The organism is Micromonospora sp. NPDC000663, assembly GCF_042898105.1.
In the GTDB taxonomy this organism is placed as follows: Bacteria; Actinomycetota; Actinomycetes; order Mycobacteriales; family Micromonosporaceae; genus Micromonospora.
In genome coordinates this window covers 300,353-323,035 of record NZ_JBIAYR010000005.1, presented here as the reverse complement: position 1 = coordinate 323,035, position 22,683 = coordinate 300,353, and the positions used below count along the sequence as shown (strand labels likewise).

General features: G+C 72.9%; 21 protein-coding genes. 8 read left to right on the top strand and 13 right to left on the bottom strand.

Annotation, left to right across the window (positions count from 1 at the left end; translation table 11 throughout):
* Positions 1-11: 11 nt before the first annotated feature.
* Entirely contained in the window at positions 12-929 is a 918-nt protein-coding gene (locus ACFY1S_RS20030; RefSeq protein WP_387120017.1) for a DUF4397 domain-containing protein, read from the top strand.
* The gene (locus tag ACFY1S_RS20025; RefSeq protein ID WP_387120014.1) at positions 908-1,570 is read left to right on the top strand and encodes a class F sortase; all 663 of its coding nucleotides are present in this window, start codon (positions 908-910) and stop codon (positions 1,568-1,570) included. Before ACFY1S_RS20030 ends, ACFY1S_RS20025 begins: the two co-directional genes overlap by 22 nt.
* Positions 1,571-1,578: 8 nt before the next feature.
* On the opposite strand, the gene ACFY1S_RS20020 is transcribed toward ACFY1S_RS20025, so the two are convergent.
* From ACFY1S_RS20020 to ACFY1S_RS20000, 5 genes are all read right to left on the bottom strand, one after another.
* On the bottom strand, positions 1,579-1,929 hold the full coding sequence (locus tag ACFY1S_RS20020; protein ID WP_387120011.1) for a DUF2203 domain-containing protein: 351 nt from the start codon (positions 1,927-1,929) through the stop codon (positions 1,579-1,581).
* 46 nt (positions 1,930-1,975) lie between these two features.
* A complete protein-coding gene (gene proC / locus ACFY1S_RS20015) occupies positions 1,976-2,794 on the bottom strand; it encodes a pyrroline-5-carboxylate reductase (RefSeq protein ID WP_139584494.1) in 819 nt (272 codons plus the stop codon).
* A gap of 73 nt (positions 2,795-2,867) precedes the next feature.
* The gene (locus ACFY1S_RS20010) at positions 2,868-3,896 is read right to left on the bottom strand and encodes a 6-phosphofructokinase (protein WP_139584498.1); all 1,029 of its coding nucleotides are present in this window, start codon (positions 3,894-3,896) and stop codon (positions 2,868-2,870) included.
* 161 nt (positions 3,897-4,057) lie between these two features.
* A complete protein-coding gene (locus ACFY1S_RS20005) occupies positions 4,058-4,561 on the bottom strand; it encodes a pyridoxamine 5'-phosphate oxidase family protein (protein WP_387120007.1) in 504 nt (167 codons plus the stop codon).
* Positions 4,562-4,638: 77 nt separating this feature from the next.
* Positions 4,639-5,136 (bottom strand): polyadenylate-specific 3'-exoribonuclease AS, encoded by a 498-nt coding sequence (locus ACFY1S_RS20000; RefSeq protein WP_387120290.1) that lies wholly within the window; start codon positions 5,134-5,136, stop codon positions 4,639-4,641.
* 261 nt (positions 5,137-5,397) lie between these two features.
* Between ACFY1S_RS20000 and ACFY1S_RS19995 the strand changes: the two genes are divergently transcribed.
* Entirely contained in the window at positions 5,398-6,090 is a 693-nt protein-coding gene (locus ACFY1S_RS19995) for a Crp/Fnr family transcriptional regulator (protein WP_007463121.1), read from the top strand.
* Positions 6,091-6,166: 76 nt separating this feature from the next.
* Here ACFY1S_RS19995 and ACFY1S_RS19990 read toward each other — a convergent pair whose 3' ends face one another.
* Positions 6,167-6,364, bottom strand: a complete 198-nt coding sequence (locus tag ACFY1S_RS19990) for a hypothetical protein (RefSeq protein ID WP_139584492.1) — start codon at positions 6,362-6,364, stop codon at positions 6,167-6,169.
* A 161-nt stretch (positions 6,365-6,525) separates the two neighbouring features.
* Between ACFY1S_RS19990 and ACFY1S_RS19985 the strand changes: the two genes are divergently transcribed.
* Entirely contained in the window at positions 6,526-10,050 is a 3,525-nt protein-coding gene (locus ACFY1S_RS19985; protein WP_387120002.1) for an adenylate/guanylate cyclase domain-containing protein, read from the top strand.
* A 6-nt stretch (positions 10,051-10,056) separates the two neighbouring features.
* Here ACFY1S_RS19985 and ACFY1S_RS19980 read toward each other — a convergent pair whose 3' ends face one another.
* Entirely contained in the window at positions 10,057-10,734 is a 678-nt protein-coding gene (locus ACFY1S_RS19980) for a lysophospholipid acyltransferase family protein (RefSeq protein ID WP_387119999.1), read from the bottom strand.
* 422 nt (positions 10,735-11,156) lie between these two features.
* Between ACFY1S_RS19980 and ACFY1S_RS19975 the strand changes: the two genes are divergently transcribed.
* Both ACFY1S_RS19975 and ACFY1S_RS19970 read left to right on the top strand, forming a co-directional pair.
* Positions 11,157-12,008, top strand: a complete 852-nt coding sequence (locus tag ACFY1S_RS19975) for a DUF308 domain-containing protein (protein WP_387119996.1) — start codon at positions 11,157-11,159, stop codon at positions 12,006-12,008.
* Between the two features lie 159 nt (positions 12,009-12,167).
* Positions 12,168-13,649, top strand: coding sequence for a trehalose-6-phosphate synthase (locus ACFY1S_RS19970; RefSeq protein ID WP_387119993.1), 1,482 nt, complete (start codon positions 12,168-12,170; stop codon positions 13,647-13,649).
* A gap of 19 nt (positions 13,650-13,668) precedes the next feature.
* On the opposite strand, the gene ACFY1S_RS19965 is transcribed toward ACFY1S_RS19970, so the two are convergent.
* The 6 genes from ACFY1S_RS19965 to ACFY1S_RS19940 form a co-directional block, all read right to left on the bottom strand.
* Positions 13,669-14,463 carry an alpha/beta hydrolase gene (locus ACFY1S_RS19965; protein ID WP_387120287.1) on the bottom strand — a complete coding sequence of 265 codons (795 nt, stop codon included), beginning with the start codon at positions 14,461-14,463 and terminating at the stop codon, positions 13,669-13,671.
* A 126-nt stretch (positions 14,464-14,589) separates the two neighbouring features.
* The gene (locus ACFY1S_RS19960) at positions 14,590-15,984 is read right to left on the bottom strand and encodes a flavin-containing monooxygenase (protein WP_387119990.1); all 1,395 of its coding nucleotides are present in this window, start codon (positions 15,982-15,984) and stop codon (positions 14,590-14,592) included.
* Positions 15,985-16,099: 115 nt separating this feature from the next.
* A complete protein-coding gene (locus ACFY1S_RS19955) occupies positions 16,100-16,804 on the bottom strand; it encodes an endonuclease/exonuclease/phosphatase family protein (protein WP_364362552.1) in 705 nt (234 codons plus the stop codon).
* Between the two features lie 11 nt (positions 16,805-16,815).
* Positions 16,816-17,763: an ROK family glucokinase gene (locus ACFY1S_RS19950; RefSeq protein WP_364362551.1), complete on the bottom strand. Its 948-nt coding sequence runs from the start codon at positions 17,761-17,763 to the stop codon at positions 16,816-16,818.
* Between the two features lie 76 nt (positions 17,764-17,839).
* A complete protein-coding gene (locus ACFY1S_RS19945) occupies positions 17,840-18,532 on the bottom strand; it encodes a hypothetical protein (RefSeq protein ID WP_387119987.1) in 693 nt (230 codons plus the stop codon).
* Between the two features lie 28 nt (positions 18,533-18,560).
* Positions 18,561-19,016, bottom strand: coding sequence for an SRPBCC family protein (locus ACFY1S_RS19940; protein ID WP_387119984.1), 456 nt, complete (start codon positions 19,014-19,016; stop codon positions 18,561-18,563).
* Between the two features lie 152 nt (positions 19,017-19,168).
* Between ACFY1S_RS19940 and ACFY1S_RS19935 the strand changes: the two genes are divergently transcribed.
* Together ACFY1S_RS19935 and ACFY1S_RS19930 are read left to right on the top strand one after the other, a co-directional pair.
* Positions 19,169-20,977, top strand: coding sequence for an AMP-dependent synthetase/ligase (locus ACFY1S_RS19935; RefSeq protein ID WP_387119981.1), 1,809 nt, complete (start codon positions 19,169-19,171; stop codon positions 20,975-20,977).
* Between the two features lie 14 nt (positions 20,978-20,991).
* A complete protein-coding gene (locus ACFY1S_RS19930; RefSeq protein WP_364362547.1) occupies positions 20,992-22,683 on the top strand; it encodes a GAF domain-containing sensor histidine kinase in 1,692 nt (563 codons plus the stop codon).

Genomic DNA, 22,683 nt, shown 5'->3' with positions numbered 1-22,683 from the left:
CCGGAGACGACATGCACACGCTTCGTACCGCGCCCCGCCGGCTGCTGGCCGGCGCTGGCACGCTCCTGCTCGGCACCACCCTCGCCGCCGGCGGCACGCCGGTGCCGGTCAGCGCCGCCGGCACGTCCGTGCCCGTCGGCGCTGACGCTCAGGCGTCGGTCAGCGCCGCCGGGGCGGACACCGTCGGCTACGTCCGGCTCGCCCACCTCTCCCCCGACACGCCCGCCGTCGACGTCTACCTGTCCGCGCCCAGCGCCCCGAAACCACAGGTCTTCCCCGGCGTGGGCTACGGGGTCGTCTCGGACTACCTGTCGCTGCCTCCCGGCCGCTACGCCGTGGCGATGCGCGAGGCCGGCGCGCCCGCCACCGATCCCCCGGTGCTCACCACCGAGGTGGCGGTGACCAGCGGCGACGCCTACACGGTGGCGGGTGTCGGCCGACACGCCGACCTCGGTCTGCGGGTGCTCACCGACGACCTCAGCGCACCCACCGACGGCCGCGCCAAGGTCCGTGTCGTGCAGGCCTCGGTGCGCACGCCGGTGCTGGACGTGGCGGCCGCCGACGGTCCGATGATCGCCAACGGGGTGCAGTTCGCCACGACCACCGACTACCAGCAGGTCGAGCCGGGCAGCTGGCGGCTGAAGCTGACCGGCGCGGGCGGGCCGAGCACCGACGCCGAGGTTCGGCTCACCGGTGGCGCCGTCTACTCGCTGCTGGTGCTCGACTCCCAGCAGGGCGGGCTCACCGCCGAGCTGCGCCGCGACGCCGAGGGCGGGACTGTCGTCCCGGCGGGCGGGGTGGACACCGGCGCCGGTGGCACCTCCAGGAACGGGCTCGACGCGTACCCCCTGGTGGCCGGCGGATTGAGCGCGGCGGCCGTCGCGGCGGCGCTGCTGTTCTGGCGCCGGTGGCGGCGCACCACCTGGTGAGCGTCGGGCCGGGCCTGTCGATCCGGCGGCACCGCGACCGGCGGGTGCCGCTGGCCGCGCTCGTCGCGGCCGGCGCGGCCGTCTGCCTGGCCGCCGGCACCGGTGTCGGGCTGGCCGGCACCGGTCCACCGCCTCCGGCGGCGAGCTGGCGCCCCGGCTGCATCGACGACTGCCCGTCGGTGGCCACCGCTTCCGCGCCGCAGGGTCCACCCACCCGGGTACGCGTGCCGCGCATCGGCGTCGACTCCCCGCTCACCGAGCTGGGCCTGGACCGCGCGGGCGCGCTGGCCCCGCCTGACGACTTCGCCACCGCCGGCTGGTACGGCGGTGGACCGGCCCCCGGCGACACCGGCCCTGCCGTGCTCGCCGGGCATCTGGACTCGCGACGCGGCCCGGCGGTGTTCGCCCGGCTCGGCGAGCTGCGGCCCGGTGACCGGGTGCAGGTGTGGCGCGGCGGGCAGTGGTTGTCGTTCCGGGTGACCGGGTCACTGCGGACCGGCAAGGACCGCTTCCCCACGGCGGCGGTCTACGGGCCGACGCCCGGCGCGGAGCTGCGCCTGGTCACCTGCGGGGGCGACTTCGACAGGCGACGCGGGCACTACACCGACAACGTGGTGGTCTTCGCGGTGGCCGAGCTCTGACCGGCAGGTCAGACCGGGCGGCGGCCGGCGAAGCCGCACTCGGCCCGGTGGTACCAGCGCACGTCGGAGTCGCCCTCCAGCCAGCACCACAGCACCGAACGGCCGGCCCGCTCACCGGGGAAGTCGAGCAGCACCGGCGCGATGCCCTTGACCTGGATGTCGTGCTGGTGCAGCTCGTCGACGACGGCGTGCAGGCGTGCTTCCAGTCCCTTGACCTCGGCCAGACCGCCGAGGACGCTCACCCCGTGGTCGGCCAGGTCGGCGCGCAGCTCGGCCAGGTCGGCCCGGACCCGGATCAACTCGTCGACGCGTGGTTGCAGGGTGGCCACCAGGTGCCGGGCCTGGGCGAGTGTGAACACCGCGCCAGTATGCGCCACGCCCGGCTCCGCGACGTGCCCGCAACCGTCAGTCGGACTGGGCGGCCAGCTCGCGGGCGCGGTCCCGGGCGGCCTCCAGCGCGGCGAGCAGCGCCGCCCGGACGCCGTGCTTCTCCAACTCGCGGATCGCGGAGATGGTGGTGCCGGCCGGCGAGGTGACCGCCTCGCGCAACTTGACCGGGTGCTCACCGGAGTCACGGAGCATCACCGCGGAGCCGATGGCGGTCTGCACGATCAACTCGTGCGCCACCTGCCGGGGCAGCCCGAGCAGGATCCCCGCGTCGATCATGGCTTCGACGAGCAGGTAGAAGTAGGCCGGGCCGGACCCGGAGAGCGCGGTGACCGCGTCCTGCTGCGACTCGGGCACCCGGATGGTCTGCCCGAGAGGCTTGAACATCTCCTCGGCCAACGCCAGATGCGCCCCGGTGGCGTACGCGCCGGCGGAGATCGCGGTCATCGCCTCGTCGACGAGCGCCGGAGTGTTGGTCATGACCCGGACCACCGGGGTGCCCTCGGGCAGCCGGCGGTTGAAGAAGCTGGTGGGCAGCCCGGCGCAGAGCGAGATGACGAGCTTGTCGGCAGGCACCTTGGGGCCGATCTCGTCGAGCAGCGCGGCGGCGTCCTGCGGCTTCACCGACACGGCGAGCACCGCCGCCTCGTCGACGGCGGTCAGGTTGTCGACCACCCGTACGCCGTAGCGGGCGGTCAGCTCCTCGGCCCGCGCCGGGCGACGGGCGGTGGCCAGCAGCCGGTCCACGGGCCATCCCGAGCGCAGCAGCCCGGAGAGCATCAACTCGCCGATCTTGCCCGCGCCGATCACCGCGACCGTGTGCACACCGGGTGACATCTGAGCCGTACCCCCTCGCGTCGGATCGCGGCGCGGCGGACCCGCAGGCCCGCCGCGCCGCCCTACCGGTCGATCAGCTACCGAAGAAGACCTCGGCCTCGGCGTACCGCTCCAGCGGCACGGTCTTCAGCTCGCGGGTGGCCTCGGCGAGGGGCACCCGGACGATGTCGGTGCTCTGCATCGCGACCATCTTGCCCCAGTCGCCGTCGTTGACCGCGTCGATGGCCTGCAGGCCCAGGCGGGTGGCGAGCACCCGGTCGAACGCGGTAGGGGTGCCGCCGCGCTGGATGTGACCCAGCACCACGGTGCGGGCCTCCTTGCCGGTCTTGGCCTCCAGCTGCTCGGCCAGCCACTGCCCGATGCCGCCGAGGCGGACGTGGCCGAACGAGTCGAGCTCCTGGTTGGCGAGCACCATCTGGCCGTCCAGCGGCTGGGCGCCCTCGGCGACCACGACGATCGGGGCGTACTGGTGTTGGAAGCGCTTCTCGACGTAGCCGGCCACCTGGTCGACGTCGAACTGCCGCTCCGGCAGCAGGATGACGTTGGCGCCACCGGCCAGGCCGGCGTGCAGGGCGATCCAGCCGGCGTGCCGGCCCATCACCTCGACGACGAGGGTGCGGTGGTGGCTCTCGGCGGTGGTGTGCAGCCGGTCGATGGCCTCCATCGCGATGTTGACAGCGGTGTCGAAGCCGAAGGTGTAGTCGGTGGCGCCCAGATCGTTGTCGATCGTCTTCGGCACGCCGACCACGTGCACGCCCAGCTCGTAGAGCTTGGTGGCGACGCCGAGGGTGTCCTCGCCGCCGATCGCGATGAGCGCGTCCACGCCCTGTTCGGCGAGGTTGTCCTTGATCCGCTCGACGCCGTTCTCGATCTTGAACGGGTTGGTGCGGGACGAGCCGAGGATGGTGCCGCCTCGGGGCAGGATGCCCCGGACGTCCGCGATGTCCAGCGGACGGGAGAGACCCTCGAGCGGGCCCTTCCAACCGTCCCGGAAGCCCACGAACTCGTGACCGTAGGTGGCGACGCCCTTGCGGACCACCGCCCGGATGACCGCGTTGAGACCCGGGCAGTCGCCGCCGCCGGTGAGCACGCCGATACGCATGATCCGCTCATCCTCCTGGAGCATCAGGGTAAAGCCCGATTTGCCCCAGGATATGTGTCAGGTCAGACCATCGGCGCCGTTGCCGGCCCGGGGCGGGCCGTCAATGCGCACTGTAGTCGGCCTGCCTGTGCGATGACAGCGCGCCCCGGGACGGCTGCAGGTCAGTAGCTCACCTCGTGGTTCTCGCCGACCTCCGGCGGCTGGCCGGTGACGGCGGCCTTGGCGAACCCCAACAGGTTGACCACGCTGCTGCTCGGCGAGTCCCAGTACTCGGCGGAGCTGGCGTGCACCTTGATCAAGGTCAGGCCGGGAGTGTCCAGCCCGTCCGGGAACCACGTCTTGAGCAGCGGGTTCCACAGCCGCTCGGCGCGAGCCCTGTCGAACTCGTCCCTGGCGGTGCCGGAGACGGAAACCCAGACGTTGTGCTTCTGGTCCGAGAACGAGACGTTGACCTCCGGGTTCACCCGGATCTGGCGGACCTTGGCCGAGTCGGCGGAGGCGAAGAACCAGAGGTCCCCGTCGAACTCGGCCTCCTGAAGCCCCATCGGCCGGCTCATCTGCCGCCCGTCCAGGCCGATGGTGGTGAACATGCAGATCCGCGCGTCCCGGACCAGCTCGGTGACCCGGGCGCGGGCCTCGGTGGCGCTGGTCGGTTCCTTGCTCATGGCAGTCTCCCTCGGCTCGACTGGTCGAACCGATGCCCGGGACAGAACCGGTCAAACCTGCAAAGGTACGACGACTGTCAGCGGGACGTCATCGCCCGCCAGCGGGCCAGGTTGTGCCGGGCGTCGACCAGGGCGTCGTGCCGGGCCGCGTCGGCGTCCGGCAAGGCCGGCCGGCCACGGTCGTCCCAGAGCTGCCGCAACTCCTTGGTGAACCGGGGGATCTCCCGGGGCAGCGCCGGCATCGCACCCCAGAGCTGGGCGAGCACCACGTGGTCGTACGCGGCGTACCAGGCCCACAACTCCAACTGCTCCCCCGGCCGGTCCCGGATCGGCTCCATGAGGAAGTCGTACAGGTCGTCGCGGATGCGCTCACGCGAGCGCCAGGCCCGGTCGGCAGGCGAGGGCAGCTTGTCCAGCACGTTGCGCCGCACCCACGGCACGGCGCGGGAATCGTCGTACTCGGTGGAGACCGCGTAGAACTCGCGGCCGTACTCGTCGACGACACCTATCGACACGAGGTCGACGAGCCGGCCGTCCTCGATGAACTCGCAGTCGTAGAAGTAGCGGTAGACCATTCCGGCCATCCTCGCCCACCGGCTCGCGGCGGTGCCCGGCGGGGGGCGACCGGTGGCCGCCGGAGGCCGACGACGAGGGGGTACGCCGCAGCTGGCGACGGTCACGGAAGTGCTTCGAGGGGTGTACAGCAAGCGACCGGACCGTCATGATCTGATGTGTACCGCTACCGGACGCCGAACCGGTGTCAGTTCACCTTGTCAGGGCCATCAGGTTCACCCGGTGAGCGAGTTTGTGGTCCATGACCGGGGAGGGGTTGGACCGTGGAGATGCGCCTGCCGGAGCCGGGTGACGCGCTCACGGGTGTCGAGATGTTCGCCGGGCTGGAGCCCGAGGTGCGGCAGCGTGTCATCGCCGCCGCCGTTCCGCGCACCTACCGCAAGGGCCAACTGCTCTTCGTCGAGAACGACCCGGGCGAGTCGCTGATCGTGCTGCGCCGCGGCGCGGTCGCCGTCTTCCGGACCGCGCCGACCGGCGAACGGGCCGTGCTGTCGGTTATCCGTCCGCCCGACGTGCTCGGCGAGGTCTCCCTGCTCGACGCGTCCACCCGGTCCGCCTCGGCCGAGGCCATCGAGGACTGCGCGGCGCTCGCGCTCTCCCGGGGGGCGTTCATGGAACTGGTGCACTCCAACCCCCGCATCCTGGACGCGGTGATGCGCTCGCTGGGCGGGCTGATCCGCCGGCTCACCGAGCAGAACGCCGACCACGTCTTCCTCGACCTGCCCGGCCGGGTGGCCAAGACGCTTGTCCGGTTGGCTGGCGAGAGCCAGGCCCCGATGATCACGATCGAGCTCAACCAGAGCCAGTTGGCCGAGATGGCCGGCGGTTCCCGGCAGAGCGTCAACCAGGCGATCGGGTCGTTCGCCAGCCGGGGCTGGCTGCGCACCGAGGGCCGCCGGATCGTGGTGACCGACGTGGCCGCGCTGCGCCGACGCGCCGGCATGAACGACCGCTGATCCACGGGTACGCGCACGACGCGGTCGGGTCACCCGTGGGCGACCCGACCGCGTCGGCGCGTCACTGAGCGCGGGATCAGACCCCGGAACTGCCCGGGCCGGCCCACTTGTCCGGGCCCTTGCCGTCGCCGCCCGGGCCGTGGGACTGCTCGCTGACGATGCCCTCGGCCTGGAGCGTGGCGAGCGTGGCGGCGTCGACGTCCACCGACTCGCCCGCGGAGTGGCTGACCCCGTTGCCGTCGGTCCAGTCGCTCTCCAGCTTGACGTACACCATTGACCTGTCCCCCTCTGGTCGCTGATCGACATGTGGCTGACTGAATGTAGTCCGCATCTGGCCTGATGGACTGTCCACAAGCCAACAGGCCGGTACCTGACAGGGTCGCCGACGGTGATACTCCTACCAGGCGACGTCGTGGGCGTCGACCGGTACCGCCAGTGGAGGGTGTCATCGCCGCGCAGTGTGAGCGCTGTGGACGGACGGCCGCCGACGGCGACCGCTTCTGCGGTGGCTGCGGCGCCGAGCTGGGTGCGGTCTGCCCGCACTGCCTGCGTCCACTCGCCTCCGACGTCACGTTCTGCACCTCGTGCGGGTCACCCCGGCCGGGCGCGGACCGGCCCGCCGCGGTCACCCCGCAGGAGGACCGCCGCCGGGTCAGCGTCCTGTTCGTCGACCTGATCGACTTCACGCCGTACGTCGAGCGGGCCGACCCGGAGCAGGTGCGCGGCATGCAGACCGGGTTCTTCTCCGCCGCCCGCCGGGTCGTCGGCCAGTACGGCGGGGTGGTGGAGAAGTACATCGGCGACGCGGTGATGGCGCTCTTCGGCGCGCCGATCGCCACCGAGACGGACGCCCTGCGCTGCGTACGGGCCGGCCTGGAGCTGCAGCGGGTGCTCACCCGGTTCGCGCCGACCGGCAGCACCGAGCTGCGGTTCCGGGTGGGGGTGGCCACCGGCGAGGCGCTCGTCGACGTGGCAGCCGCCCGCGACGGCGGGCAGGCGATCGTGGCCGGGGACGTGGTGAACACCGCCTCCCGGATGCAGTCCGTCGCACCGCCGGGCGGGGTGCTGGTGTGCGGCACCACGCACGCGTTGACCAAGGACGCGGTCCGGTACGAGGAGCAGCCACCGGTCACCCTGCGCGGCCGGTCCTCGCCGACCGAGGTGTGGCTCGCCCTGTCCCCGCTGCGACGCCAGCCCACCGACCGGGAACCGGACACCACGCCGCTCGTCGACCGGGAACACGAGCTGGGCATGCTGGTCAACGCCCTGCACCGGTCTCTGCGGGACCGGCTGCCGCAGGTGGTGACGATCTTCGGTCGGGCCGGCATCGGCAAGAGCCGCCTGCTGCGCGAGTTGTACCGGCACACCGGCCGCCTCGTCGACGAGCCGCTGACCTGGCGGATCGGGCGCTGCCCGCCGTTCGGGGAGAACGTCACGTACGCCGCGCTCGCCGACATCGTGAAGTCCGAGGCCGGCATCCTGGACACCGACCCGGCCGTCAGCGCGGCGCAGCGGCTGGCCGCCGCCGTCGCCGAGCTGATCGGCCCTGGCGAACGGGACCGGGTCGTCGACGCGCTGCGCCCGCTGGTCGGGCTGCCCGGCACGCCGCTGCCCGCCGAGGAGGCGGAGTCGGCGTGGCGGCGTTTCCTGCTGGCGCTGACCGCCCGCCGCCCCACCGTGCTGGTCTTCGAGGACCTGCACTGGGCCGACGACGCCATGCTGCGCTTCGTGGAGCTGCTCGGGTCGGCGGCCCGCGAGGTGCCGTTGCTGCTGCTGTGCACCGCCCGTCCGGAGCTGGTCGACCGCGACCCGAGCTGGGCGGGCACCATCACCGGCTCGGTGACCATCACCCTGCCGCCGCTGCGGGACACCGGGATCGCCGCGCTGTACGCGCACCTGTTCGGCCAGGCGGCGTTCTCCGCCGACATGTTGAGCCCGCTGATCGAGGTGGCCGGAGGCAACCCCCTCTACGCCCACGAGTACGTCCGGATGCTCATCGAGCAGGGCGCGCTGCGCCAGTCCGGGCGGGGCTGGTCACTGGACAAGCACCTCGAACTGACCATGCCGGAGAGCGTGCACGCGGTGATCGCCAACCGGGTGGATCTGCTCGACGCGAAGGACCGCGCCGTGCTGCTGGCCGCCTCGGTGGTCGGGGTGCAGTTCTGGCCCGGTGCGGTGGCCGCCGCCCTCGGCCAGCAGGTCGAGTCGGTCGAGCGCGCGCTGCGCCGGCTGGAGCAGCGTGACTTCGTGCACGAGCAGGCCGCCTCCACGATGGCTGGGCAGGCGGAGTTCCGGTTCCGGCACGTGCTGGTGCGCGACGTCTGCTATCAGCGGCTTCCGCGTACCGAGCGGGTGGCCCGGCACGAACGGGCCGCGGACTGGCTCGACGCGTTGTCGCACAGCCGGGACACCGACCTGGCCGAGGTGCTCGCGCACCACCGCTGGGCGGCGCACGAGATCGCCCGCTCCCTCGGCATGGAGGTCCGCCGGTACGCGGCGCCGGCCCGGCAGGCGCTGCACCGCGCGGCCCGCCGGGCGTACGCCCTGCACGGGCTGGACGCGGCGGCCGCCCACGCGGGCCGGGCGCTCGGCCTGGCCGACGACAGCGACCCGGTCGGCCGCCTCCAACTGGAGTTGCTGAGTACCGAGATCTCGTTCTACCGCGACGGCAACGCGTTCCTCTCCGGTGGCGGGCCGGAGCAGGTGCACGCGCTGGCCGGGCGGCTGTCGGCGCACGGCGACGACGCGTGCGCCGCCCGCGCCTGGACGCTCCTCGGCCAGGCCGCCTGGCTGCGCGCCGACCGGGCCGACGCCCTGGTCTGCCTGGACCGGGCCGTGCAGTTGTTCGAGTCGCTGCCGGACACCCCGCAGAAGGCGGACGCGTACGCGGAGCTGGGCCGGCTGCACATGCTCAACTACGAGCGGGACGCGGCAGTCGCGGCGGCGGAGATCGCCGCGGAGATCGCCGAGCGGCTGGGCCTGACCGAGACCCGCACCAACGCCCGGATCACCGCCGCGACCGCCCGCTACCAGGCCGGGGACCGGGTCGGCCTGGACGAGCTGCACGCGATAGTGGAGTTCAGCAGGGCCGGTCAGTTGCTGGCGCTGCCCCGCGCCACCCAGAACCTCGCCTGGGCGATCCGGGAGGAGGGCGACTGGCTGCGCTCGGACGCCCTGCTCTCGGCCGCGCCGGCGCGGACGGCCAGCGGCCAGACGTTGACCACCAGCTACTCGGCGGAGGCGATGCGCGCCTGGTTCGAGGGCGACTTCGGTCGGCTGCTCACCGCCGCCGAGGCGTTCGTGGACACGCCCACCGGCAGTTGGGACATGCAGGTGCGGGGCCTGCGCTGCTGCCTGCTGGTGCTGCGTGACGACGACGACCCGGACGACCTGGGCGACGCCCTGGACACCGCGCGGCGCAGCGGGTTCCACCGGCTGCGCTGGACGATGGTGGGCATGGCCGCCCTGTGCCGGGCGTTGCAGGGTCGCGCCGACGAGGCGGCGGAGCTGATCGACGAGTTGGACAGGTCCTGGTCGGAGGTGCCGGCCCTGGCCAGCGGGGAGTGGATCGCGGCAGCCGCGTACGCCGCCGCGCTTGCCGGCCGGGACACGGCGGTGCGGGTCCGGGCGATGCTGGGCCGGGTCGGGCATCGTACGCCCTGGTCGGAGGCGGCGCTGCGGACCGTGACGGCGGCGCTGGCCGCGGCCGACGGCGATCACCGGCGCTCGGCCGAGCTGCACCTGGCCGCCGCCGAGACGTACGGGCGGATCCCCGATGTCAGTGACCGGGTGCTGGCGCTGGCACTGGCGGCGGCCGAGCTGACCCGTGCCGGTGACCCGGCGGCAGCCCGGGCGCCGCGCGCCGAGGTCCGCACCTTCGCGCTGCGCAACGACGCTCCCGGCCTGCTGGCGCTCGCGGGGCGGCCGATCAGCCCGGCCGGACCGGCCGTGGCCTGCTGAGCCGGCTCAGGCGGCCACCAGTTTGAGCTTCTGCGCGTAGACGTCGACGTATTCGCGGCCGGACAGCTCCATCAACTCGTACATGATCTCGTCGGTGACCGCCCGTTCGACGAACCGGTCGCCGGCCATGCCCGCGTAGCGGGAGAAGTCCAGCGGCGCGCCGAAGCGGATCCGCACCCGGTCGATCCTGGGGATGAGCTTGCCGGGCGGCTGGATCTCGTCGGCGTTGAGCATCGCCACCGGCACCACCACGGCACCGCTCTCCAGGGCGAGCCGGGCCACCCCGGTCTTGCCCCGGTAGAGCCGCCCGTCGGGGGATCGGGTGCCCTCGGGGTAGATGCCTGCCACTCCCCCGGCGCGCAGCACCCGCAACTGGGTGTCCAGCGCGGCCCGGGCTGCCCGGCCACCTGAGCGGTCCACCGGGACGGTGCCGGTGCCGACGAAGAACATCCTGGTCAGCCAGCCCTTGATGCCCTTGCCGGTGAAGTACTCGGCCTTGGTCACGAAGGTGACCCGCCGCGAAATGATCAACGGTGTGAAGATCGAGTCGGAGAAGGAGAGGTGGTTGCTGGCCAGGATCACCGGGCCGGTCGCCGGCATGTGACGCAGGCCCTCCACCCGCGGGCGGAAGATCAGCTTGAGCAGCGGACCGAGGAGAACGTACTTCAGCAGCCAGTAGAGCACAGGCGTCCTTTCCCGTGGTGTGCCCCGCGACGGCACCGTGCCCGGGAGCGCCGCCGTCGCCGACGAGCGTACGAAGCGAGCGCTCTCACCACAACGGACGGACACTCACCACCGCCGCGCGGACGACCCCGGCCGCGAGGCGGCGGCGAGGGGGACACCGGGACCATCTGGCCGCCGCGAACCGCCCACCCCGACCCCTGGCGGACCAGCCGCCTGACGATCATCGAGATCGCACGTGTCGCGCAAGAACGGACATCGGAGCACCGCCGCGACCTGCGATGGCAGCCGTGACTTTGCAAGACGCGACACAACGCACTCCCGGAACCGACCCCTGACGTGTCACGATTCAGAGCACGGCGTGCGTACGGGCGTCGAGGGGGCAGGGTGGCCGCGCCGCACGGCGCGTTGAGGAGGATGTCCGGGTGTCAGCGGGTGGGGCCCGCCGGGGACGGCGGGACAACGGGCTCGACGCGAGCGAGTACGCCGTCGTCGGCGACGTCGATCCGCGCGTCGGCGAGCACCTGCTCGACGTGCTGGCCGCCGGTGGCATCGCCGCGTACCTGCAACCCTCGGCCGACCTCAACCCGGTCACCCGCACCACCACCGTCCCGGCCCGTCCGGTCGACCGGCTGTACGTCGACCGTTCGCATCTGACCACGGCACGGGACTATCTGACCCAGCTCGCCGACGAGACCTCCCCGGAGCAGCCCCCGGCGCGTGACGAACCGGACATCGACGCCGAGTGGGCGCGGATCGTGGCGGGCTTCCACACCACGTCGACCGTCGGTGAGCACCCGTGGCCGGCCTCGGAAAACGTGGACGATCCGGACACGCGGGACGAGCCGGCGGCCGGCCCCCTGGCCCGCTCCGGCGTCGACGAGCCCGGCCCGACTGCCACCGACGTCCGGCGGCTGCCGTCCGCCACCGACATCTCCGGCATCTCGGTCGGGCGGGGCACCCGTCCGGACGAGCCGTCGCTGCTCGACGGGTTGGACACGTTCGGTGCGGACCTGCCCGACGACGAGGACGACGAGGGCTACCACCCGCCACCCCCACCGCCGCTGCCCCGGATCTCGAAGTACGCGGTGGTGGGCATCCTCGCGGTGGTGGTCGGGTTCGTGCTCTTCCTCTTCCCGTCACTGGTCCCGGTGGACCGCTCGGCGGTCACCCTGTTCGGGTTCACCGGCATCCTCGCCGGTTTCGTCACGCTGATCTGGCGTCTGCGCCCCGGCGACGAGGAGGACGACGACCCGGACAACGGCGCCGTCGTCTGACCTCCGGCCCGCATCGCGGGACGACACCGCCCCGCCCGGCGCGTAACAGTGGTGTAACTTACTGTCAGTAGGAATACCGCTGTACGTCACTTCCCCCGCTGACTGACCGGTTTTCTCCTGCTCGTGGCGGTCAGTCCTCTGCTGATCGGAATGCCCGAGATGCGACAGAGTTCCCTCGTGGTGGTGGCCAACCGCCTCCCCATCGACGACAACCAGGCGCCCGACGGGGCCTGCGAGTGGCGACGCAGTCCAGGGGGCCTGGTCAGCGCGCTGCACCCACTGCTGAAGCACACCCCGGCGACCTGGGTCGGCTGGGCCGGCGGCACCGGGCCCGCCCCCACCCTGCCCGACGTGGACGGCGTCCGCATGCACGCCGTCGCGCTCAGCCAGGACGACCTCCGCGACCACTACGAGGGATTCGCCAACGCCACCCTCTGGCCGCTCTACCACGACTCCGTCGAACAACCGCAGCACCACCGCCGGTGGTGGGAGGCGTACCAGCGGGTCAACCAGCGCTTCGCCGAGGCGACAGCCGAGGTGGCCGAGCAGGGCGCCGTCGTCTGGGTACAGGACTACCACCTGCATCTGGTCCCCGGCCAGCTCCGCGCGCTCCGGCCGGACCTGCGCATCGGGTTCTTCCTGCACGTGCCGTTCCCACCCCCGGAGCTGTTCATGCAGCTGCCCCGGCGTGCCGAACTGCTGCGCGGGATGCTCGGCGCCGACCTCGTCGGCTTCCAGCGGATCCAGGCGGCGCACAACTTCGCCCAGCTCGTGACGAGGGTCCTGGAGCTGCCGGCCACCGACCGGCGGATCGGCGTCGACGACCGGGTGGTGCGCATCGGCGCGTTCCCCGTCTCCATCGACACCGCCGAGATGGCCGCGCTCGCCTCCCGCCCCGACGTCGCCGCCCGGGCCCGCCGACTCCGCCAGGACCTCGGCGACCCCCGACAGGTCATCCTCAGCGTCGACCGGATGGACTACACCAAGGGCATCGAGCAGCGGCTCAAGGCGTACAGCGAACTGCTGGCCAGCGGCGACGTCAAGGTCCGCGACACCGTGCTCGTGCAGGTGGCCATGCCGAGCCGGGAACGCGTCGGCCAGTACCAGATCCTGCGCGAACGGATCGAGCGTGAGGTCGGCCGGATCAACGGCGAGTTCGGCCGGGTCGGCGAACCCGCCATCCACTACCTCACCCAGCCCTTCGACCGGGCCGAGCTGGCCGCTCTCTACCGGGTCGCCGACGTGATGGCGGTGACCCCACTGCGGGACGGGATGAACCTGGTCGCCAAGGAGTACGTCGCCGCCCGGGTGGACGACGACGGTGCGCTGCTGCTCAGCGAGTTCGCCGGCACGGCCGCGGAACTGTCGCAGGCGTACCTGGTCAACCCGCACGACCTGGAGGGGCTCAAGCAGGGCCTGCGCGCGGCGCTGCGGGCCAGCCCGGCCGACGTCACCGAACGGATGCGGGCGATGCGCGCCCACCTGCACGAACACGACATCCGGGCCTGGGCGCGCTCCTACCTCAGCGCGCTCGACGAGACCGGCGCCCTGGTCAGCCTCCTGACCAGCACCGACGACGCGGTCCGGGTGCCCCGCCCGGCGACCCGGGCCACCCCCGCCGCACACCACAGCGGCGGCTGACCGGCCGTCGGCCGCCAGCTCAGTGCGCGGCGGGTTCCTTCTCCAACCAGTCCAGGATGGCGTCGATCGGCTCCACCCACCGCGCGTCAAGCATCAGGTCGTGCCCCATGCCGGGGAAGAGCAGCGGCGCCGAACCGTACCCGCGGGCCACCCGGGTCAACGTCGACGCCGGCACCACCCGGTCGTCCGGGCTGCCCATCACCAGCACCGGCGGCGCGCCCACTGCCGGTTCGGCCGCCGGCTCGCCCAGCAGGGCCCACTGCGCCCGCCGACCGGCCCGACCGAGCCGACCGACATACCGCCGGGCCTCCTCCTCGGGCAGCTCCCGGCTGAACAACTGCCCCCGGCTGAGGCGCAGCGGCCCACCGAACACCGCAGGCAGCGTCCCGGCCGGATTGCGGCGCAGCGCCGCCCCCAGCACCCCCCAGCCACCGAAGACCGGTGCCACAAGCACCGCGCCCCGCGCCGGGTAACGCGCCAACGCGTGCGCCACGACAAGCGCACCGGCGCCGTGCCCCACCAGCACCGCCTGCCGCGGCAGGCCCGCCGCCACCTGGACCACGTCATGGGCGTACGCCCGCAACGTCGCCTCCGGCGCCGGCTCGCTGGCACCGTGCCCGCGCAGACTCATCGCGTACGCCGGGAACCCCCGCGACGCCGCGTGCCCCAACCAGTGCTCGGCGAACGCCCACGCGCCGTGCCCGAACCCGGGAACGAACAGCAGCGGCGGCCGCCCCTGCTCCACCTCCGGTACGGCGCTGAGCACCTCACGCCGCGCCGGCCGGACCGGTCGGGCCCACTCCCGACCCCGCATGATCCGCAGCTCACTCACCGGTCCAGCCTTTCGTTCGCGACTGCGGGGCTCGCAAGCTCACTCCTCGCGCTCACCGGTCCAGCCTTTCGTTCGCGACTGCGGGGCTCGCAAGCTCACTCCTCGTGCTCACTTGGCCTCCAGATCGTGCAGGGCGCGCTGGACAGCGCGCAGATAGTCGGCGTGGCCGACCTCGAACCAGTGCCGGCTGCTCTCCTTGACCTGACCGGAGTACCGCTCGCCGGCCCGCTCCCGCACCCGCTGCGCGAACGCCGCGGCACGCTCCGGGCGGTCCCGGCGGGCCTGCAACACACGCGCGAAGAGCACCGTCTGCCAGTGCGCCAGGGTGAACATCCCGGAGTCCGGCTGCAACAGACCGGCCACCGCCAACGTCGGATGGCCCGGGGTGAACGCGTTGAGCCACAGCGTGGGCCGACCCGCGCCGGCGCTGTCGGCGAACACCGACGCGTCGAGGAACTCGAACCGCGGCAGGTACCCGGTGGCGAAGATGACCACCTCGGGGTCGATCTCACGCCCGTCGGTCAGCTCCACCGCGTACGAGTGGAATCGGGCGATGTCCGGCACCGGGCCGATGGCGCCGTGGCCCACGTAGTAGACGAGCTGGCTGTTCGCGATGGGGTGCGTCTCGTACACCCGGTGGTCGGGCTTGGGCAGGCCGAAGCGGGTCAGGTCACCGACGGTCAGGCGCAGCGTCCAGTGGTAGAGCCACTGCCGCAGGCGCAACGGCACCCGCATGGCCAGCAGCGCGTCGTTCACCTGGTCGGCCGGGCGGCCGAACACGTACTTCGGGGCGTACCAGTAGCCGCGCCGGCTGGAGTGCCAGCAGCGCGACGCCTGCTGGGCCGCCTCGACGGCGATGTCGCAGCCGGTGTTGCCGGCACCGACCACCAGCACCCGCTTGCCGCGCAGCTGCGCCGGGTCCTTGTAGGACGAGGCGTGCATGATCTCGCCACGGAACTCTTCGAGGCCCTCGTAGCGGGGCAGTTTCGGCGACCAGTTGTGGCCGTTGGCGATCAGCACGGCGGCGTACCGGGAGGTGCGCTCCGGACCGTACCCGCCTGTGGAGCGGGTCGTGACGTCCCAGCGGTCCCCCTCGGCGGGTTCGACCCGGACCACCTCGGTGCCGAACCAGATGTGCGACCGCAGGTCGAAGTGGTCGGCGTACCGCTCGAAGTAGGAGAGCAGCTGACTGTGGTGCGGGTAGTCCGGCCACGAGTCCGGCATCGGGAAGTCGGGAAACTGGGTGAACGGCTTCGACGACAGCAGGTGGGTGCTGGCGTACACCGGGCTGCGGTCGTGGCGCCAGTTCCAGGCGCCGCCGACGCCGGTCTCCCGCTCGTAGCAGTCCACGCCGAACCCGTGCTCGCGCAGATTCTTGATGGCCGTCAGGCCGCTGGCCCCGGCCCCGATGACGCAGACCGTGTCGCCCCGGTCGGAGACGGGGGCGGCGTCGCGGCCCTGCGCGGACGGATCGGGCCGGCCGTGGTCGGTGGAGGTGGACACCGGGACATCTCCTTTTGTGCGGCACGCGTGCCGGTCGCCGCGAAATCCTCTCCACATCGGAGCCGGATGTCCAGCGCCGGCGCGGACCGATCGGCGGGTCCCGGCCGGTGGGGGGTCAGCCGGTGGTGGGCAGCAGCAGGTCGACCAGGACCGGGAAGTGGTCGCTGGCCCGGCGGGTCTGCGGGGTGTCCACCACGTCGTAGTCGACAACTGTGATCCGCGGGTCGACGAAGAGCGCGTCGATGCGCCGACGCGGGTCGGCGCAGGAGTAGGTGAGCCGGTCCGCCGCGTCGGCCGCCACCGCGGCGTCGGTCAGTCCGCGCGCCACGGCGGCCCACGCCGGACCGTCGGGGCCCTCGTTGAGGTCGGCGCCGGCGAGCACCGGGCTGGTCGCCGCGTCCAGCCCGCGCTTGAACTCGGCGGCCTGCGCGGGGCGCTCCGCCGGGTCGGTGGACAGGTGCGAGCCGGCGAGGGTGAACCGGGCGCCGGCGACCCGGCAGTCGGCGTACGCGGCGCCGCGCAGGTGCCGGCCGGGGGTCAACGGGAAGCGCTGGCACCTGGTGCCCGTCACCTGGACGCGCAGGCTGGTCAGCAGCAGGTTGCCCAGCGCGGGCAGCCCACCTGCGGCCACCACCAGACCGAACGACTCGGCAAGCGTGGCCGACTTCTGCCGCCACCGGAACCGGCGCGGCCCCTCCTGCACGATCACCACGTCCGGGCGCGCGGCCCGGACCACCGCCGCCAGCGCGGCCGTGTCGTCGCGCTGGCTGTGAATGTTGTACGACACCACGCGCAGTGGTACGCCGGCAGCCTCGCCCATCGGTCCCCGCCTCAGATCCGGCGGGCCAGGTCGGCGGCGCCGATCACCCCGGCGCTGTTGCCCAGTTCGGCGGGGAGCACCTCGGCCACCGGCAGGCGGCCGCGCTGCGCGAGCGCGTCGAGGTACGAGCGGCGGGTGGGGCCGAGCAGCAGGTCGCCGGCCTCGACCACACCGCCGCCGACCACCAGGGTCTGCGGGTCGAGGATCTGCGCCATGTCGGCGAGGCTGGTGCCCAACCACCTGCCGATCTGCGCGAACGCCTCGGCGGAGATCGGGTCGCCGTCCTGCGCGGCGGCGGTCACCATGTGACCGGTGATCGCCTCGGCCTCGCCACCTGCCAGCTCCAGCAGCGCGGTCGCCCGGTTCGGTTCCTGTCGGGCGCCGGCGCGGGCGAAACGGACCAGGGCGCTGCCGCTGGCGTACTGCTCGATGCAGCCCAGCCGTCCGCAGCCGCACTGGTGCCCGTCCGGCACGGCAAGCATGTGACCCAGCTCCGCGGCGACGCCGTGCGCGCCGCGCATCAGCTCGCCGCCGAGGACGATGCCGCCGCCGACGCCGGTGCCGATAGTGAACATGATCATGGAGTCGTCGGCGTCGCGGGCCGCGCCGTAGCGGAACTCCGCCCAGGCGGCGACGTTCGCGTCGTTCTCGACGATGACCGGCAGACCCACCGCGGCGCTGACGTACTCGCGCAGCGGCTCGTCGCGCCAGGCGAGGTTCGGGGCGAAGAGCACGGTGGACCGGGTGGCGTCGATCCAGCCGGCCGCGCCGATCCCGACGGCCTCGATCGTCCGCCCGGCAGCGAGTTCGCCGACCAGATCGATGATGACGTCGCGGGTCTTGCCGACGTCATCGGCGGGAGTGTCCCGTCGGGTCTGCACGAGTACCGCGCCGGTGTCGTCCACGACACCGCCGGCCACCTTCGTGCCTCCGACGTCGACTCCGATGGTCAGCGTCACCGCTGCCGCTCCCCTCTGCTGTGCTGTCCGGCCCGCGCACCGACGAAACGTCGGTCCGGGTCGGGATGTCCCGCGGTCAGGCCTCGTCGCCCGGTGCGTCCGCGCCGGCGTCGTCGGGCACCCGCGACGCGGGCACCACGGGGCGGGTGGTCGGCCCCGGTGCGGCCACCGCCCCGGCGTCGTCGACGGGTGGTGCGGTGGGCGGGGCGAGTGGGTCCGCCGTCCGGGTGGCGGCCGACCAGACATCCCCTTCCGGCGCCGGCTGAGAATCATGCCCGGTGCGGGTGGCATCGCGCCACACGTGGTCGTCGCCGGCGTCGGACAGCCGGTCGGTCGGCGCGGGCCGCGGGGCCTCGCCGTCGCCGGTCGGGGCGGGTGCCGGCCCGGCCGGCGCGGCGGAGTCGGAGGTGTGCGCCGGGGGCGGCTCCGGCGGGGAGAACGCGCGCAGCAGGCTGGCCACACCTGCCGCGAGGTCACCGGCGCCGGTGGCGAGCCGCTCGGCGAATTCCGGACTCGGGTCCCGCAACGCGGCGATGCCCCGACAAACCGGACACACGCAGCACTCAGGGGAAGCGGTGGCGAAACCTCCGGTCCCACCGGGCCGGCCGGCGGGGGTGTCGCTGTGACCGAGGACACCCGCCAGCAGGCCACCGAGCGGGCCGGACGCGCCACCCGCCGACCCGGCGGCGGCCAGCCGCGCCCCCGCGAGCAGGGTGGCGACAAGCCGCTCCGCCTCGTGCCGGGCCGAGCCCGGATCTGTGCCGCTCAACCTCGGCTCCTCCGCCCTGCCGGACGCGTCACTGCGCCGCACCGGATGCTTCTACCCGGCGCTTGAGCTGCTTCAACGCGGTGTCCATGATCATCTTTTCGGCCTTGCGCCGGAACATGCCGAGCATGCCCACCGACAGTTCGACCTCGAGGGTGTACGTCACCGTGGTGCTGGCGTCCGGGTTACCCAGCAGGTCGTACGAACCGCGCTGGCTCTTCTGCATCTTCGACGGCGCGACCAGGTGCCACTCGATCCGCGACAGGTCCTCGGCGTACTCGTAGGCCAGGACGTACTCGTCGGCCATCACCCCGGCGTCGATGGTGAACCGCACCTGGCTGGCGTAACCGTCCTCGTACTCCTCGACGACCTCGACCCGGCGCACCGCCTCGGTCCACTCCGGGTAACGCGGGAAGTCGCAGATGACCGCCGCCACCAGGTCCGGTGACGCGCCGATGATGATCGACTGGGTGGAGGAGTCCGCCATGGGGGGAGGCTACCCGGCGGGTGCCGCCCCCGCGGCGCGCCGCCCCCGCCGCGCCCTGCCTACGGCACCGTAACCACCCGCCGGGTAGGTTTCGATGGGACGGACGCCGTGGTGGCGACCGGTCTGACCAGTGCGAGCACGAAGGAGTGCAGGTGCGCGAGTTCTCCGTTCCGCCGATCGTCACCGTTGGCGACGCGGCCAACCTCACCGATCCGGTCTGGGAAAACGCCGAGGTCGCACCGGACACGGTCCAGTTCGCCCGCCGCACCCGCACCGCCGACGGCACCACCTGGGCAGAGGTGACCTGCCTGCAGTTCCGCGACGAGGTCGTGGCTGTGGCACGCGGGCTGATCGCCTCCGGCGTCCAGCCGGGTGACCGGGTCGGGTTGATGAGCCGCACCCGCTACGAGTGGACCCTGCTGGACTACGCCATCTGGACGACAGGCGCGATCACCGTGCCGATCTACGAGACGTCAAGCGCCGAGCAGGCCGCGTGGATCCTCGCCGACTCCGGCGCGGTCGCCGTCATGGTGGAGACCGACAGGCACGCCGAGCTGATCGCCGATGTGCGCGACCGGCTGCCCGAGCTGAAGCACCTCTGGCAGATCGAGCTCGGCGGAGTCGACGACCTGGTCACCGCCGGCGCTTCGGTCGAGCTGGTCGAGGTCGAGCAGCGCCGCAGGGGGGTCCGCTCCCGCGACGTCGCCACCATCATCTACACCAGCGGCACCACCGGCCGGCCCAAGGGCTGCGTGCTCACCCACCGCAACATGTACGCCGACATCGCCAACGCGGTGCCGGTGCTGCCGAACCTGTTCAACGCCGGCGCGAGCACCCTGCTCTTCCTGCCCCTGGCGCACGCCTTCGCCCGGCTCATCCAGATCGGCGTGGTGCAGGCCCGGGCCACCATGGCGCACTGCGCCGACCCCAAGAACCTCGTCGCCGAGCTCCAGGAGTTCCGGCCGACGTTCGTGCTCTCCGTACCTCGGGTGTTCGAGAAGGTCTACAACGCGGCCAAGCAGAAGGCCGAGGCGGACGGCAAGGGCCGCATCTTCGCCCGGGCCGAGCAGGTCGCCATCTCGTACAGCGAGGCGCTGGAGACGCCGGGCGGGCCGGGCCTGGCGTTGCGGGCCCAGCACGCGGTCTTCGACCGGCTGGTCTACCGCAAGCTGCGCGCGGCGCTCGGCGGACGGTGCCGCGACGCGATCTCCGGCGGCGCGCCGCTCGGCGCCCGGCTCGGCCACTTCTTCCGGGGCATCGGCGTGCCGATCCTGGAGGGCTACGGCCTCACCGAGACCTCGCCCGCCGCAGCGGCGAACCTGCCCACCGGCACCCGGATCGGCACCGTCGGCCGCCCGCTGCCCGGCGTGACAGTGCGGATCGACGACGACGGCGAGATCCTGATCTCCGGTGAGCTGATCTTCCAGGGCTACTGGCACAACGACGCGGCGACCGCCGAGACGCTCAGCGCCGACGGCTGGTTCCGCACCGGCGACCTGGGCCAGCTCGACAACGACGGGTACCTGAGCATCACCGGCCGCAAGAAGGAGCTGATCGTGACCTCCGGCGGCAAGAACGTCGCGCCGGCGGTGCTGGAGGACCAGGTCAGGGCGCACCCGCTGATCAGCCAGTGCGTCGTGGTCGGCGACCGCCAGCCGTTCATCGCGGCGCTCGTCACCCTCGACGAGGAGGCGCTGCCCGCCTGGCTGGCCGGCGCCGGGCTGCCCGCCGACACCACTGTCGAGCAACTGCGGGAGCACGAGGGTCTACGCGCGGAGATCCAGTCCGCGGTCGACGCCGCGAACCGGGCCGTCTCCAAGGCCGAGGCGATCAAGGTGTTCCGGATCCTGCCCCACGACTTCACCGAGAGCACCGGCGAGCTGACCCCGTCGCTCAAGGTCAAGCGGCAGGTCGTCCACAAGACGTACGCGGCGGAAATCGCCGACATCTACCAAGGCTGACTACCATCCGTCACGTGCCCGCATCGACATCCGCCGCACCGCACCCGCATCCCCTCGCCGCGGCCGCCCGCCTGGTGATGCTGGCGCTGGTCGCCGTCCTGACCCTGTTCGCCACCCGCGACGTCGCCCAGCTGTGGTGGATCGCGCTGCTGGCCGTCGCCGGGCTGCCGTCGCTGCTCGCCCCGCAGCACCGGCTGATCGGCCCACTGAGCCGGGTTGCCGAGGTCGTGGTGCTGGGGCTGGCCGCGAGCCAGGTCGCCGCGGACGCGGCGATCGGGGGCGCGGTCGCCGGCCTGGGCGCGTCGGCCGTGCTGCCGTACCTGGCGGTCCCGGTGACAGTCACCGCGCTGCGCCGCCGCTTCTCCGAGGGCGCCGCCCTGCTCGCCGTCACCGCCGCCACCCTGCTGGTCAGCGGCGCGCTGACCGAGGTCGGCGGGGGGCGCCAGCTCGGCCAGCCGGGCTACCTGGCGGTGTGCGCGCAGTGGCTGATCCTGGCCGCCCTCGGGCTGTACGCCGCCGGCACCCTGCACCGGGTGATGGCGGTACGCGGCGAGGGCAAGCCCCAGCCGTACGCCGAGGCGACCCGGCTGCTGACCCAGCTGCGCACGGTGGCCCGGCAACTGCCCGGCGCCACCCTGGACCCGGGCGGCATCTCCGAGCACCTGATCGAGGAGCTGCGCACGGTGGCCCGGGCCGACCGGGGCGCGGTGCTGTCGGCCAGTGGGGGCGGCCGGCTCGTGGTGCTCGCCCAGGCCGGGGTAGACCGGGTGGACTGGGAGACGACAGTCGACGCGGACTCGGCGATCGCCGACGCCTGGGCCAGCCAGCAGGCCACCACCGCCGCCCGGTCGCAGTCCCGGACGCACCGCGGCGGGGACGTGTCCGCGCTGATCGTGCCGCTGGTCGCCGGCGTCCGCACGGTCGGGCTGGTGGTGCTGGAGGCGGACGTCGCGCAGGCGTACCCGCCGCCGGTGGTGGACCGGGTGACCGCGCTGACCCGGCCGGCCGCGCTGCGGCTGGAGGCGGCGCTGCTCTTCGACGAGGTCCGCTCGCTGGCCACCAACGAGGAACGGCAGCGGCTGGCCCGGGAGATCCACGACGGGGTGGCGCAGGAGCTGGTGATGGTCGGCTACGGCATCGACAACGCCCTGGCCACCGTCTTCGACGACGCCGACGAGACCGCCGAGGCGCTGCGGACGCTGCGAGGCGAGGTGACCCGGGTGATCACCGAGCTGCGGTTGAGCCTCTTCGAGCTGCGCAGCGAGGTGGACCGGCAGGGCGGGCTGGCCGCCGCGATCGCCGAGTACGCGCGCACGGTGGGCGCCTCCGGCGGGCTGCGCGTGCACCTGTCGCTCGACGAGTCCACGGCGCGGCTGCCGGCGGCCACCGAGGCCGAGTTGCTGCGCATCGCGCAGGAGGCGGTCACCAACGCGCGCAAGCACGCCGGCGCGTCCAATCTGTGGGTCACGTGTGAGGTGGACCCCCCGTATGCGCAAATAGAAGTGTCGGATGACGGTCAGGGGATGGCTGACCAGCGCCCCGACGGACGGTACGGTCTTGCGATCATGGCCGAGAGGGCGGAACGTATCCGAGGCCGGTTGGAGATCAGGCCGCGGCAACCCAGCGGCACGACCGTGGCGGTGGTTCTCGGCACCTCGTCCCGGCGAGATAACGTGCGCGACAGCGCAGCACCAGAAGGGGAGTAA